This window comes from Actinokineospora sp. NBRC 105648 (genome assembly GCF_030269645.1).
Classification (GTDB): domain Bacteria; phylum Actinomycetota; class Actinomycetes; order Mycobacteriales; family Pseudonocardiaceae; genus Actinokineospora.
Genome location: NZ_BSTR01000016.1, coordinates 78814 through 93376, shown reverse-complemented (window position 1 = coordinate 93376; position 14563 = coordinate 78814). Strand labels below are relative to the sequence as shown.

Here is a 14563-nt window from a genome sequence, read left to right as displayed (position 1 = left end):
CGGAAGTCAGGGGGTCTTGATCAGGATGGCACGCGTGTAGAGCAGGTCGAATCCCCGCCGTTGCGCGTTCTGGTGCGACTTCGAGCCCGGTTGAGTGGTGATAACGGCCAGATCGCACCCCGCCTCAGCCGCGTCAGCAAGGCGCGCGGACAACAACGCCGTCTGCACCCCCCGCCGCCGAAACTCCGGCGCCGTGGCGGCGCCGGTGAGCTGCGCGATGCCGTCCGTGACACGGAAGCTGGCGCCGCCCGCGATCACGCCGTCGAACCTCGCCGTGTAGCGCCGGGTGCCCGCCGCCACCATGTCGCGCATCGCGCGGTCGATGACGTCGCGCGGGAACTCCTCGTGCGACGGCGTTCCCTCGGTGTCGGGGTGGGCGAAGCCCGCCACCTGCACGTCGATCCAGGGCTGCACTTCGTCATCGGTGCGGATCTCGACGCCCTGGGGCTTCACGCGTTCGGTGGTGCCGGTTAGCACGCGACCGAGGACGTTCTCGAACCCGACGAGCCGATAACCCCGCTCGGTCAACAACGCGCCGATCGCAGGATCGGCCACATGAGCCAACTCGACCTGCACAGCCGCCCCGCGCTCCGCGAAGGCCCGTTCCACCTCGGCCAGCTCCGCCGCGCTCGGCACCCCCACAAGCCCCGCGACCTTGTTGAACGGCGAACCCGGCTCACCGAAAGTCGCCACCCCACCCCCGACCGGGATGCCAAACCCCCGACTGGCGGTCGCCATCAGCGCGGCCTCGGCCCGCTCGACACGTTCGGCCAACGCGATGTCACAGAACAGCGACGGCGACTCAGTACCCATGACGCCGCACTGTGGCCCGGGCGTCCGCTCGCGGCAAGTGGATATCCGCGCTGGGATATCTGCGCCGGGATGTCGATGCTGCCGGGATCACTGGTGGATCAGGGGTTGTCGCTGTCGGTCCACGGCCAGATGAAGCGCTGCCACCGCTCCATGTCACCTCCCGCCAGATCCCAATCCGCCCGGCTGGCCAAGAGGGCGGAGAGGGGCGCGGCGGCGCGCTGGATGTCCTCGTCGGAAGCCGCAGGCGGTAGCGCCGGGACAAGGGTCTGGTGGTGCGTGTCGACCATCCGCCCGGCGATCCAGCCGAGCATGGACTCGACCCAGTACTGCCGGTCGAGCACGGTCTCACCGGTCATCCCCATGCCCAGCCGGAGCAGGCGGGCCAGCTCGGGGCGCCTGCTGACGTTGGCCAGGCTCAGCTCGGCGTAGCCCTCGCTCATCCGCCACTCCGCGCCGAACCCGCCCTGGATGGCCAGGTCCGGGGTCACCGTGAAGTGGCTCAGCGTGGCGTGCCAGCTGCCCGCCTCCAGCGTGCGCCACAGCGCCAGCGTCGACCGCCAGGCCCGCAGCGCCTCCTCCGGCGTGCCGCCGAAGATGTCGACCAGGTCCAAGTCCTCGCCGAAGGTGACCAGCAGGGTCACCAGGTTCGCCGAGTACACCGCCAACTGCCGGACGAGGTCAACCGGGGTCGGTCGGTAGCCGTCGAAGTCGGCGCCGCGCTTGTGGCTGCGCAGGGATCGGACCAATTCGACCAGGGCGCGCCGCACCGCGATCCGGACCGGATCGGGCAGGGCGTCGAAGTGCTGGCCCGCGAAGTCCACAAGGGACTGTCTGGTAGTCCAGACCTGGTGCGACAGCAGGGCGAACAGCAAGTCGTCTTGGGGCCTGCGATTCCCGTACTCGCCGCCGTACGCGGCGACCGACAGGCCGCACAGCTCGGTCAGCACGTGCTGGACCACCAGGTACTCGCCGAAGGTGGCGTGCAGGAACTCGTAGCACCGCTCGGTCTGGTGCAGGACCGCCTCGGCGGCGTGCACGAAGAAGAACTCGCCCAGCACCCGGCTCCCGCGGTGCGGCTCGAGACCGCCCAGCACGCGCAGGTCGGCGTTCAGGTCCGCCTCGTGCACCTGCTGGGCGCCGCGGTTGAACATCGCCAGCGCGGCCACCGACAAGCGGAAGATCTGGTCCCTGACCGCCTCGGCCAGCCGTTCGCCGCGCAACGGCCGCCGGGACTGCTTCTGGACCTCGCGCCGGGCGAAGTTGTCGAAGAGCCTGCCGTAGAGCGCCCAGGTCGAGAGCCGCGCGTCCAGCGGCGCGGAGTCCGGGTCGGCCGCGTAGACGGCCAGCATCATCAGCAACAGCGGCTGGGCGGCCAGGTCCGGGTGCAGCGCGGCCTCGGCCGCGGTCAGCATCCGCGCCGTGCCCGCGGCGCCCGCGTTCGCCGCCCGCCACGCGGCCAGCCAGGCGTCGACCTGGTCCGGGTCGAACGGCTCCAGCTTCACCACCGTGGTGCCCGGCGCGGTGGTGACCCGGTCCGCGACCACCGTCCGCGAGGTCACCACGGCCACCACCGGGTGCCCCTGCTCGGCCTCGACCCGTTGGAACTCGGCCACTTCCCGCAGGTAGCCGCCCCGGTCGTGCTGGGCGGCCTGGAGCAGCTCGTCGAGCCCGTCGAGCAGCACGACGCGGACCGTGTCGGCGCTCTCCCGGACCAGTCGCGGCCAGCTGATCCGCTGGTGGGTCGCCAGGTCGAGCGCCTGCCCCACCTGGTCGATGATCGGCGCGTTCGCGCTGACCGCGCGCAGCGGCACTCGGACGACGGTGTATTCGGCGGCGGGCAGCCGCGCGGCGAGCACCTTGGTCAGCAGGGACTTGCCCGCGCCCGGGTGGCCGAGCACCAGCATCGGCAGCCGGGTGGCCTCGGGCGCGGTCAGCTGGGCGGCGAGCGCCAGGTCCAGGTCGTCCCGCTTGGGCTCGCTCCGCCACCAGCGCTCGTCGGCCACGTGCGACCGGTCCACCCGGCGGGTGATCCGGTAGCGCGGCATGACGAAGACCTGCTCGACCGTGGGGAAGGTGATCCCGGTGTCGTGGGTGTCGGCGTCGCCGGGCACGACCGGGTGCGACAGGACGGCGTGGTTCGCCTTGTGCAGCGCGGAACGCGCTTCCTGGTCCGCCGGGTCCGCGCCCGCGGTGACGCTCAGCAGGGCGTGCGTCCTGGCCAGCGCCGCGCCGTGGGCGGTGAACGCCGCCCGCAGCTCGGTCGTCAGGGCCGCGACACCGGTGCGGGTGGCGGCGTGCTCGCCGAGGCTGCTCCACACCAGGAACTCGGGGACCTTGGTGGCCAACCCGAGGTAGTGCGTGGCGTAGCGGTCGAGGACGAGGTTGGTGAGCCGGTTCGACGCGAGTCCGGGCCTGTCCCGCCAGGCCGCCAACCCCGCCAGGAACCGATCGGCCCGCCGCGCGGTGTTGTCGATCCACAAGCCCAGTGGCAGGTAGTTCTCCCGAAACCCACGCGACGGCGACGGGGCCGCGATCGCACCGAGGTAGAGCGAGTCGTACACATCCCGCGTCGCCCGGGTCGACACACCGGTGGCGATGTACTGCCGGTCCTGGTCGGTGAGCATCGCCTTCATGGCGGTGCGCCCCAACTCGTCCTCGAGCACCTCGAAGAACGCCGCCACCACGATGACGCTGTGCGCGGCCTCGATGAGCTCCCGCCGCTCCAGGCCGCGCTTGCCCGCGAGCCGCCCGGACAACCCGCGCACGACGCCACGCAGCAGGCCCATGGCCTCGTTCTTCTGGTCGACCCAACCCCACACCAGCGTGAACAAACCCAATGGCGCCAACGGGAGCCCGCCGATCGCGGTCAACCCGGCCACCGCCCCCGCACCGAGGATCCCGGCACCGAGCGCGCGGTCGAGCCGGTCGACCAGACCGGGCTCGTGCGTGCCGAGGATCCGCAAGGCGTCCGCGAACGTCAGGGAGGGCTGCTTGCGCACCGTACGGAGTATAGGCGGCGCGCTCCGTCAGCCCCGGTCCCACCGCGAGATGGACGCGTACTCCCCGAAGGCGGGGTTGTCCTCCCAATGCGAGGAGACGTCAACCGAGTCGTAGTCGGCCACCGCAAGCTCACTGTGCCGGGAATCGTCGACTTTGTGCCGGACAACCCCGTCTGTGGTGTAGGTGTAGCTCTCGATGACCAGTGCTATATCGCCCCGGGCGCCAGCCTCCTCGCCGTAGGTATGCGCCATGATCTTGCGGAGAAAAAGCCGGTCGCCTTGCTGGCTGAACAGGTAGACCAACCCGTCCCGGCCCTTGTCATCCAGGAAACGGGTCGCGGCATACCCGTTCGCACTCCGGATCTCGACCAGGACTGTCGACCCGTCCTCGCCCTGCCCGACCGCGGTGTACAGCTCACCGGCCCCATGCCGACGTCGCGCTTCGCCTTCGCCGAACGGGTGCAGGGGCTGCTTGAGAACTTGGTTCCACTGTTCGCAGTACGTCCAGCTCACGCCAGGTCCTCCGGTAGTTCGTAGATGCGCCCGTCGACGTCCCTGATCCTAATGCCCAGGCGCGCCGCAGCCTGAAGCGCCCAATCAGGAACGTCGGCCTCCTGTACGGGGACCTCCATGTACGGCAATCCCGTGACTTCTTCTCCCACGAGATCGGGGTACTTCTCCCGCATAGTCGGGGTGTCCTTGATGGTCTGGCCACGCTTGTATTTGTTCTCGTGTTCGGCTAGATATGCTTGCCAGGTTGCAGCCTTGATGCTTGCTATCTGCGTGTGCTTTCGGGAGATGATCTCGCGGTCGGGTACGTAGGAGTCGAGCACTTTGCGGTTGTTCAAAATGAGCTCGTTCGTTGGGTATTGGTGCCAGTTGTCCCGATTGAACTGCTGTCCTTCAGCCAGCCGTTTCCGGACTGCCTCGGGCAGGGTAGCGTTCTTCGCACGTCCGGACTTCCCGGTTGTCTCCGCTGAAACAGGTGCCCTGATCGGACGCTGTAAGTGACTGGTTGACGGTGCCGCTCCGGGGTGGCCCTTGCTGTGGTGGTCGGCTGTTTCGTCGATCAGGCGTGCCGCTTCGCCCAAGGCCGTGTGCAGTTCGCCGAGGGTGCTCAGCGCCGCCTCCACCGCGCCGCTGGCCCTGCTGTGCGCTGCCGTTCCCTGAAGGGTTCCGCCGATGACCTGCTGCGCCTCGGCAAGCGCTCGCGACCACGGGGTCAGCTTGTCCCGTATAGCCGCGACAGTGGCCGCGACCGCCCGTAGTCGGTCGGCGTTCTCGGCAATGGACACGATCTTGATCTTAGGACTGGCGAATCCCCGAATCGGTGCATTCCTGTTTGTTGCCCGTGCCGCATCGGGTGTTAGCCGCGTAGGTCGCGGTAGGTCTCGGCGGCGGTGGGGTGTAGGGGAGCGGGGGTGGTGTCGATCAGTGATCGCACGTCCAAGTACTGCGTTCCCAACGCCTGCTGCGGCACCAATCGGGTGGCGTGGTCGACGAGGGTGTGGACGGTGGCTCGGATGACCGCGTCCGGCAGATCCGGGGCGGGCACCAACAGGTTGGGGACGCCGATTGTCGTCACCGCGTCCGGGGAGCTGTAGGTGCGCCCAGGCACCGTGACCTGCTCGTAGACCGCCCCGTGGCGGGTGCGGAGGGTGGTGAGGTAGGGGGACAGGTCCAGCAGGCGGATGCCGATCGACGCGTCCAGGTCGGCCAAGGCGGGCGTAGGGAGGCCACCGGACCACAGCAGTGCCGCGACCCGGTCGGTGCGCAGGGCGGTGACGGCGCCGGCCAAGGGGTGCCGGTCGACGGTCACCGCCACCCCCGCCGCGCTAAGGAGGCGGTCGCCGAAGAGGGCGGCGCCGGAGCCCTCGGCGCCGAGGGACACCGCCCGCCCCGCCAGGTCGGGCAAGGTGCGGATCGGGCTGTCGGCCCGCACGACGAGCTGCATGTAGTTCTCGTACACCCGCCCCAGCGCGGGCAGCGGCACCGCGGTGCCGAACGGGTGCTCGCCTGCGCGGGCGGCCGCCAGGGCGTCGGCGAGGCACAGGGCCAGGTCGGCGCCGCCGGTGGTGACGCGGCCGATGTTCATGACGCTGCCCTGGGTCTCGACCACCTCGACCCGCAGGCCCGGCTCGGTGGCGGTCAGCTCGGCGGCCAGCAGTCGGGCGAACTCGACGTAGAAGCCGCCGGTCTCGCCCGCCGCGATCCGCACTGTCGCTTGTGGACTGGGCAGGCCACAGCCGCCCAGGGCCAGCAGCCCCAGCAACGCCGTGCGTCGTGAGATCGCGCTCATCGTGGACCTCCGATCAGGGCCGACGCGCCGACAACCATCAGTTCGCTCCCGGGAGTTCCGCGCTCACCGAGAGCCCGTTGTCGCTGGCGATCACCAGTCGGCCGCCGCGGGCGGTCACCAACCGGTGGGCGATGGCCAAGCCGAGGCCCGAACCGTTCCCGTCCCGGCTCGCGCGCCAGAAGCGGTCGGTGAGCCTCGGGATGTCCTCGGGCGCGACCCCCGGCCCGTTGTCCCGCACCGTGATCACGCCGGGTGCGCAGGTCACCGCCACGGTCGCGCCGGGGGCGTACTTGATCGCGTTGTCCAGCAGCACGTCCATGATCTGCTCCAGTTCCGAGCTGGCGCAACCGAACACGGCGGGTTCACAATAGTCCACAAGCGACACACCGGCCGCTGATGCCGCGGGTAGCCAAGCATCTATCCGGTCGTGCACGACCACCACCCCGTCGCACGAAGCCGCCGTGTGCTCGCCCGCCGCCAGTTCGGTGGCTGCGGTGTCGGCCGACGCCAGTGCCAGCATCCCGTCCAACAACGCCTCCAACCGGTCCAGCTCGGCCACCATCGACGCGTACGTCACCCGCGCAGACTCGGGCACCCGCCCGGCGAGCGAGTCCATGCGCAACCGCAAGGCCGCCAACGGGTTGCGCAGCTGGTGCGACGTGTCGGCCACCAGTGCCCGCTGCGCCCGGGCCGATTCGGCGACCGCGTCCGACATCCGGTTGAACGAACCCGCGAGCCCGCGCAGCTCCGGTGGTCCCAGCGCGGGCGAGACGTGCGCGCCCGGCGAGCCGCCCCCCACCGCCCGAACACCGCGCTCCAGTTCGGCGACCGGGCGCAGCACCCAGCGCGCCAACAGCAGTGCCAGGGCCAGGAATGCCAGTGCAGCGCCAACAACCCCGAGCAGGATGAACCCCCACTGGGCGCCAACGTCCGCCGCCGCTCGGTCTACAGTGGAGCGCAGGACCACGGCGCCGGTCACCCGGGTGCCGCTGCCGACCGGCCGGGCGAACAGCACCGGTCCCGACGACCACGGCCGCACGTCCGGTGGCGGCGCGGCGGGTTGGTTGCGCAGGGCGGCGTCCAAGGCCGCACGCACGGCGGGCTCGTCGGCGCGCGCCCCGGATTCCAGCACCGGGACCCGGCGCGCGTCCACCACGACCACGGCGTCGCCGTAGAGCTCGACGTGCGCGCGCACCTCGGCGGCCAGTCGGTCGGCGCCGGTGCCCGCGAGCTCGGCGAATCGGTCCAGGTCCGCCGTCCGGCTGATCGCGAACCGCTGCGTGCGCTCGGCCGACGTGCTCGCCAGCAACGGCGCGGCGAACCCGGCCAACGCCGCCAAGCACAGTCCCAACAGGACGATCAGGAGCCGTCTGCGCACCTCAGTCGCCCAGCCGGAAGCCGAAACCGCGGATGGTGCGCACCAACCCGGGTCTGCCCAGCTTCGCCCGCAGCTGGGCCAGGTGCACGTCCAGTGCCCGCGACACCGCCAGGTACGCGTCGCCCCACACCTCGTCGAGCAGCTGCTGCCTGCTCACCGCCACCCCGGCGTGCCGGACCAACACGGCCAGGATCTCGAACTCCAGCGGCGTCAACGACACCGCGTCGCCGCCGACGGCCACCCGCCGCGCGTCGAGGTCGACCGCGAGGTCGGCCACCTGAACCACCCCCGGCCGAGCCACCGCGCCCGCCCGCGCGCGCCGGGTGACGGCTTCGATCCGCGCCAGCAGCTCGATCATCCGCACCGGCTTGACCAGGTAGTCGTCGGCGCCAAGACGCAGACCGCGCACGACGGTCCGCTCGTCGCCGCGCGCGGTGAGCACCACGACCGGGGTCTGCGCGAGCTTTCGCAGCCTGCGCAGCACGTCCAGGCCGTCGATGTCGGGCAGCCCGAGGTCGAGCAGCACCACATCGGCGTCGCGGTGCCGGACCAGCGCGTCCGAGCCCCGGGTGACCCAGTCGACCGGGTGGCCGTGCGCGGCCAGCACCTCGACGACCGCGCCCGCCACCCCCTCGTCGTCCTCGACCAGCAGCACGCGCATCGTCAGTCCCGGTCCTCGAGCGGTGAGTCTTGCGAGGTCTCGCCCATCAGGGAGTAGACCACCAGCGACACCAGCACGCACCCCGCCACGTAGTAGTAGAACGTCGACTCGTGGCCCGCCTGCTTGAGCCAGAGCGCGACGTACTCCGCCGTGCCGCCGAAGATCGCCACGGTGAGCGCGTAGGGCAGCCCCACCCCCAGCGCCCGGATCTGCGCGGGGAAGAGCTCGGCCTTGACCACCGCGTTGATCGAGGTGTAGCCGGTGACGATCACCAGCGCGCCCAGCATGAGCAGGAACGCGAGCACCGGGTCGCTGGTCCCGGCGAGGGTGCTCAGCAGCGGCACGGTCAGCAGCGTGCCCGCCACACCGAACCCCAGCAGCAGCGGCCTGCGCCCGATCCGGTCCGACAGCGCGCCCGCGACCGGTTGCAGGACCACGAAGACGACCAGCGCGAGGAAGTTCACCCAGGCGACGGTGCCCTTGGGGATGTGGCTGGTGTTGACCATGAACTTCTGCAGGTAGGTGGTGTAGGTGTAGAACGCGACCGTGCCGCCCAGGGTGAGCCCGACGACCACCAGGCACGAACGCGGGTGCTTGAGGAGCGCGCGGAGGGTGCCCCGAGCGGCGTTGTCCCGCTGGGCCTCGAAACTGGGCGACTCGTCCATCGTGCGGCGCAGGTACATCACCACGACCGCGCCCAGCGCCCCGACCCCGAACGCGATCCGCCACCCCCAGTCCGACATCTGCGTCGGGGTGAGCACGTTCTGCAGCACGATCTGCAACCCGAGCGCGATGAGCTGACCGGCGGTGAGCGTGACGTACTGGAAGCTGGAGTAGAACCCGCGCTTGCCGCTCGCGGCCATCTCCGACAGGTAGGTCGCAGAGGTCGCGTACTCGCCGCCGACGGAGAGCCCCTGCAGGAGCCGGGCGGCCACCAGGGTGATCGGGGCCAGGACGCCGATCGACCGGTACCCCGGGCAGACCGCGATGAGCAGCGAGCCGAACGCCATCAGCGTCACCGACAGCGTCAGCGCCCGTCGCCTGCCGAACCGGTCGGCGAACCGGCCGAGCAGCCACCCGCCGATCGGCCGCATCAGGAACCCGACCGCGAACACGGCGGCGGTGTTGAGCCACTGCGCGGTCTGGTCGCCGCTGGGGAAGAACGTGGCGGCGAAGTAGATGGAGAACGCGGTGTAGGCGTACCAGTCGTACCACTCGATCAGGTTGCCGATCGAGCCCTTGGCGATGTTCGAGACGACCCGCCGCTGTGCTGCCTGCTGTGTGGTCATGTGCCCCTCCCGGTGATCCACGGTGATCGGGACCACAGTGCGGCGGGTGGGCGGGTGGTCACAAGGCGTGGCGGCGGAACCTAACAGTTCCTTAGGCAAGTCGGGCGCCATACTGGGGCATGGACATCGACGAGCAGGCCACCCGACTGCACGCCGGATCACTGGACGCGGTGTACGCGCTCGAACGCCTCGGGCAGGCGGATCCGACACTGCGCGGACGAGTCGTCGAAGAGCTGTGCGCCTACCTCAGGTCAACGGCGCGGGATCACCGCGACGTGGTCCACGGAGTGCTGGTCCACCACCTGAGCCCGGTGGACCCGCACGAACCGGTGGCCTGGTTCTGGCCGGACATCGACCTCGACCTGAGTGGCGCCCACCTGCCCGACTTCGCGCTGCAGGCCTGCACGATCCGCCGCGCCACCTTCCGGGCCGCGGTTTTCACCGGCCGGACGTCCTTCCGCAGGTGCGTCTTCCGCGCCGAAGCGGATTTCAGCGAGTCGGCGTTCAGGGGAAGCGCGGACTTCTCCGACGCGATCTTCGCGGGCCCGGTTTCCTTCGCGGGGACGACCTTCACCGCACAACCCATCACCGCAGACGACTGGGACGTCGGCGACCTGACCGTCTCCTTCGACAACACCTGGTTCGCCGTGTCGGAGGTGCCGCCAGAAGTGCATCGGTTCCAGCCTCACTGAGGCCAGGACTCGTTTCTCCGCGATCGCGATCCCGCGACGAGACTGCGAGCAAGTTCGCTGGATCGAGTTCTCTTCCTCACTCGGAACCGCAGCGGCGAACACAGGTGGGCGGCAGGTCAAGACCGGGCGGAGAGTCTTTGTGCCACACCCATCCGCGACTTCACGCCGAGCTTCGTGAACACCCGTGCCAGGTGTCCTTCCACGGTCTTGCTGCTCAGGAACAACCGCGTGGCCACCTCCCGGTTCGTCAACCCCGAGGCCACCAACTCGGCGATCTCCAGCTCCCGTCCCGACAGGGCCTCCACCGTCCCCAGCGGCCTGCGGGGGCGCGGCGCCCGGGCGCCCAACCGGGTCTCGGTGCCCCGCAGCCGAATCGACAGCCACGTGGCGCCGCAGCTGAGGTAGCCCTCCTTGGCCTTCCCCAGCTCCGCCCGTGCCGCGGTCAGTTCTCCTTCTGCGGCAAGCAGTTCCGCGAGCAGTTCGTGTGCCCGCGCCCGGGTCAACGGGTCGGCCGCCGTCGCGAGCAGGGCCTCGGCCCGAGCCGCGCCCGGGTGGTCGAGACAGGCGAAGACCAGCGCCCGCGCGAGGCTTCCGACCGCTGTGCCGCGCACCAGGTGCAGCGCTTCCTCGGCTCGCCCCAAGTGGGCCAGCGCCACCGCCAGGTGTCCGGCCCACGCGGGCCGTTCCCGCGGGCTCGCGGCCGAGAGATCCCCGCCCACGGCGCGGGTGACGTGCTCCGCGCACGCGGTGAAGTCGCCCGCCGCCAGGTGGATTTCCGCGACAGCCAGGTCGACCAGTTCCGCCGACCACCGCGACTGCGGTGCGGGCGCCGCCGCCAAGGCCGCCACTGGGCCCTCTTGCCACAGCACGCACGGCAACTCCGCCGCCGCTGCCATCGCCGCCAGTTCCGGGCTGCCCAGGGCGAGTGCGATCCGGCCCGCCTCGCTCGCGCTGGCCCGCGCCCGGACCAGCGCGCCGGTGCGCACGGCCAGCGCCGCGTCGGCGGTGAGCAGGGTCGGCAGGGTGGACCGGCGGCCGGTCGCGCGGGCGAAGTCCAAGCCCCGCCGCAGGTGTCGGGCCGCGTCGGTGGGGTGGCCCGACTCCAGCTCCAGCCACGCCAGCGCCGCCAGGTGATCGCCCACGACCGAGTCCGGTAGTCCGTCGACCAGCCGGACGGTCGCGGGCAGGCCCTCGACCGACGTCGCCCCGGACCGCACCGCGCCCAGGCCGGCCAGCACGTGTCCGGCGGCCTCGTCGCCGGCGGCCAGTGCCCGGCCGGCGTAGTGCGTGCAGCCCGCGGTGTCGCCCAGGAGCAGGGCGACGGTGGCCCGCTCGGCCGCGATCCCGGCGGTGTCGGGGGAGTCCGCGCGGTCGAGTTCGTTGTCCAGCAACGCCTTCGCCTCGGCGTAGCGGCCCAGCAGCCGCTCGGTGCGGGCGCAGGCACGCACTGCGGCGGCCCGATCTGGTCCATTGTGGACTAGAGCCCGGTGTAGCACGTCGCGGCCGCGGGCGAGGTCGCCGCTGAGGCTCAACGCCTGGCCCAGCAACGGGAGCAGCGGCGCGGCGCGGTCCGCGGGCAGGATGTCCACCGCGCGCTCGACCCAGGTGGCCGCGGTGGCCGGGGCCGAGTGCAGCACCGCGTTCGCCGCCGCCGCGAGCGTCTCGGCCGCCTCCGTGTCGCCGTAGCCCGCCGTGCGGACCGCGTGGAAGGCGCGCAGCGGCAGCGGCCCGTCGCACGCCCTGAGGTACTCGCCTGCCCGCCGGTGGGCCTGGGTGCGCCAAGTGACTCCCGCCGACTGGTAGGCCGCCGCGCGCACCAGCGGGTGCCGGAACCGCAGCCGCGGACCGTGCGCGGCGACCAGGCCCGCCGCCACCAGCTCGTCCACCGCGCGCAGCACCACCGACTCCGGCAGCCCGGCCACCCGGACCACCACGTCCAGGTCGGCGGGCGTGCCCGCGGCGGCGACCGCGTAGGCCACCTCGCGCGGTGTCCTGGCCAGGCCGTGCAGCTCACCCACCGCGACCGCCAGCACCCGGTCGGGCAGCGGGGCCTCACCGACCCGGTCCGGGTCGAGCAGCGCGGCGACGACCGAGGGCGCCACCCGGCTCAGCGCGCGCAGGTAGAGCGGGTTGCCACCGCCCGCCTCGGCGAGCGCGCGGCACTCGTGCGCGGGCGTGCCCGGCAGCAGGGCCGCCACCTCCGCCGGACCCAGCGGCCCGGGGGACAGCCGGGTCAGCGGCCACGGCGACCGGGCCAGCGCGGCGGGCAGCCACACGCACCCGTCCCGGTAGCCCACCGCGAGCAGCACCGGCCCCGGCGGCGGCACCCGCAGCACCCCGTCGAGCCAGTGCGCCGAATGCGCGTCGTCGACCGCGAGCACCGTCGCGGGATCATCGGACTTCCGTTCACTCCATTGTCGAGACACCGCCGGGAATAGCACCCGCAGGCCCCGGGAATCGGCCAGGTCGGCCAGTTGGGCGAGCAGCCGCGTTTTCCCGATTCCCGGCTCGCCGTGGATCTCGACCACCTGCGCCCGGCCCGCCACCAGCGCGTCGAGAGCCCGACGCAGTGCGGAAAGTTCCTGCTCGCGACCGACGACGCGCTCGCGGGCGGGTGCTCCCATCCGGACCCCCTGATTCGCAATCGACATGACGGGAATCGATTGTCGAGGACAGGTTACCGCCGAGACTCCGGAAGTGTCAGCGCCCGCTTCCCTCACCGATCGGGGTGCGGTCGGCGGCCTGGATCACATAGTGGTGCGGGGCCATCGCGGCCGGGCTGCCGGGGAGCTGGGCCAGCACCCGGGCGTGCGCGGCGGCCGGGGTGTCCGCCCCGCCGGCCACCTCGGCCACGATCCGGCCGTCCTCGACCCGCACCGGCCCGCCGACCAGCTCGCGCACCCGGGCCAGGTCCACCCAGGACGAGTCGATCACCTGCCAGTCCGCGCCGCGCGCCACCGGGACCACCCCGGTGATCGCGGCGATGTCGCGCACCCGCGGCTCGCCGGTCGCCGCGGTGACCAGCAGCCGCTCCAGGGCCAGCAGGAACCCGTCGACGTCGGGGAAGCGCGTGGTGTCGGTGTGCAGCCGGATGTCGGCGGTCGTCTCGTCCACGCCGCCCAGGGTGAGCAGGAAGGCGGTGGGCAGCGACCGGTCGGGCATGGCCTCGAGCCGGGTGTCGGCCAGCGCGGCCACCGGATCCTCGGGCGCCTGGCTGGCCGCGCTCGCGCCGGTGGCGCCCAGGTCGTTGAAGACCGCGTCCCGGTGGAAGTACGTGCCGCGCTCGCGGCCGACGGCGTCGATGACCTCCCACAGCTGCACCGAGTCGAACTGCGCGTAGCGGTAGGCGTTGATCGTGGTGGCCTGAACCTGGCTGACCAGCTCGTCGAAGGTGGCCTCCGGCGCCAGCGTGAACGGCACCAACGCGTCCTGGGCGAGCGGCCCGACGTACTCCCGCCACGCGGAGCGGAACCGGTTGCCGCAGATGGACACCATCGCGCCCGCGGGGGTGTCGGTGTGCACGCCGAGCAGCGCCGCGCCCGCGGCCAGCACCACCGTGGAGTGGCTGGCGCCGGTGCGGCCCGCGATCGTGCGCAGCGCCGAGGCGACCGCGCTGGAGAGCATCCGCCGCTCCAGGTGCCCGGGCACGCCGTCCGGGTGCGGCGGCAGCGCGCACATCGCCTGCGGCACCTGGCGCAACCGGGTATCCCAGTAGCGCAGCGCCGAGCGGGTGCGCCTGCGACCGACCTCGGACTGCTCCCACTCGGCCTGGTCGAGCGGCTGGTGCCCGGGCTCCTGGTCGAGGTCGTCGCGCCCGGCCAGCAGCGCGCGCAGCTGGTCGCCGACGATCGCCGCCCCGGCCGCGTCCACCGCGACGTGGCAGAACAGCAGCACCACCACCAGCGGCGCGCCGTCCGCGCCGGTCACCGCGAGCACCCGCAGCGGCAGCCCGTTGACCACGTCGAAGGGCACCAGCACCGCCCGCCACACCAGCTCGCCGACGAACTGCCACGGGTCGCCGCGCAGCTCGTGCAGCTCCAGCTCGACCTCGCCGGCGGCCTGCACGCATTGGACTGGACCATCTGGCGCATCGGGGACGAACCGGGTGCGCAGCGCCTCGTGCCGGGCCACCAGCACGCCCAGCGCGCTGACCACCTCGGCCAGGGTGTGGCCGGGGGCCAACTCGACGAACACCGGCAGCACGTCGGAGCGGTCGCCGTCGGATCCCAGCCACCGCAACACGTTGCGCTGCCCGAGGGTCACCGGGCCGCTGGCCCCGCGCGCCCCCCGGAAGCGCACCGGCAGTGTCGACAGTGGCACCGTCATGGCGAGTTCCTCCCGAGGCCAGTGGATCCCCGGTAGGACCCTAGGCAGCGCGTGGGCGGCGAGCATGGGGGAAATCCCCCTATCTCGTGATCGATTCCGCTCGCTC

Annotated in this window: 11 protein-coding genes; 1 reads left to right on the top strand and 10 read right to left on the bottom strand. The window is 71.9% G+C overall.

Going from position 1 to position 14563, the window contains the following annotated elements:
• Positions 1-6: 6 nt before the first annotated feature.
• The 8 genes from QSK30_RS16620 to QSK30_RS16585 form a co-directional block, all read right to left on the bottom strand.
• Positions 7-813 carry a GNAT family N-acetyltransferase gene (locus tag QSK30_RS16620; RefSeq protein WP_285503767.1) on the bottom strand — a complete coding sequence of 269 codons (807 nt, stop codon included), beginning with the start codon at positions 811-813 and terminating at the stop codon, positions 7-9.
• 98 nt (positions 814-911) lie between these two features.
• The gene (locus QSK30_RS16615; RefSeq protein WP_285503766.1) at positions 912-3812 is read right to left on the bottom strand and encodes an NACHT domain-containing protein; all 2901 of its coding nucleotides are present in this window, start codon (positions 3810-3812) and stop codon (positions 912-914) included.
• A 27-nt stretch (positions 3813-3839) separates the two neighbouring features.
• Entirely contained in the window at positions 3840-4325 is a 486-nt protein-coding gene (locus QSK30_RS16610) for a hypothetical protein (protein ID WP_285503765.1), read from the bottom strand.
• The gene (locus QSK30_RS16605) at positions 4322-5107 is read right to left on the bottom strand and encodes a hypothetical protein (RefSeq protein ID WP_285503764.1); all 786 of its coding nucleotides are present in this window, start codon (positions 5105-5107) and stop codon (positions 4322-4324) included. Before QSK30_RS16605 ends, QSK30_RS16610 begins: the two co-directional genes overlap by 4 nt.
• 71 nt (positions 5108-5178) lie before the next feature.
• Positions 5179-6111 carry a TAXI family TRAP transporter solute-binding subunit gene (locus QSK30_RS16600; RefSeq protein ID WP_285503763.1) on the bottom strand — a complete coding sequence of 311 codons (933 nt, stop codon included), beginning with the start codon at positions 6109-6111 and terminating at the stop codon, positions 5179-5181.
• A 37-nt stretch (positions 6112-6148) separates the two neighbouring features.
• Entirely contained in the window at positions 6149-7489 is a 1341-nt protein-coding gene (locus tag QSK30_RS16595) for a sensor histidine kinase (RefSeq protein ID WP_285503761.1), read from the bottom strand.
• A gap of 1 nt (position 7490) precedes the next feature.
• Positions 7491-8150 carry a response regulator transcription factor gene (locus QSK30_RS16590; RefSeq protein WP_285503760.1) on the bottom strand — a complete coding sequence of 220 codons (660 nt, stop codon included), beginning with the start codon at positions 8148-8150 and terminating at the stop codon, positions 7491-7493.
• 2 nt (positions 8151-8152) lie between these two features.
• A complete protein-coding gene (locus QSK30_RS16585) occupies positions 8153-9439 on the bottom strand; it encodes an MFS transporter (protein WP_285503758.1) in 1287 nt (428 codons plus the stop codon).
• 119 nt (positions 9440-9558) lie between these two features.
• On the opposite strand from QSK30_RS16585, the gene QSK30_RS16580 reads away from it, so the two are divergent.
• Positions 9559-10131 carry a pentapeptide repeat-containing protein gene (locus tag QSK30_RS16580; protein WP_285503757.1) on the top strand — a complete coding sequence of 191 codons (573 nt, stop codon included), beginning with the start codon at positions 9559-9561 and terminating at the stop codon, positions 10129-10131.
• A 116-nt stretch (positions 10132-10247) separates the two neighbouring features.
• Here the strand turns inward: QSK30_RS16580 and QSK30_RS16575 are convergent, their stop codons facing one another.
• Positions 10248-12755, bottom strand: a complete 2508-nt coding sequence (locus QSK30_RS16575) for a LuxR C-terminal-related transcriptional regulator (RefSeq protein WP_285503755.1) — start codon at positions 12753-12755, stop codon at positions 10248-10250.
• Between the two features lie 76 nt (positions 12756-12831).
• Positions 12832-14457, bottom strand: a complete 1626-nt coding sequence (locus tag QSK30_RS16570) for a condensation domain-containing protein (RefSeq protein WP_285503752.1) — start codon at positions 14455-14457, stop codon at positions 12832-12834.
• Positions 14458-14563 lie beyond the last annotated feature (106 nt).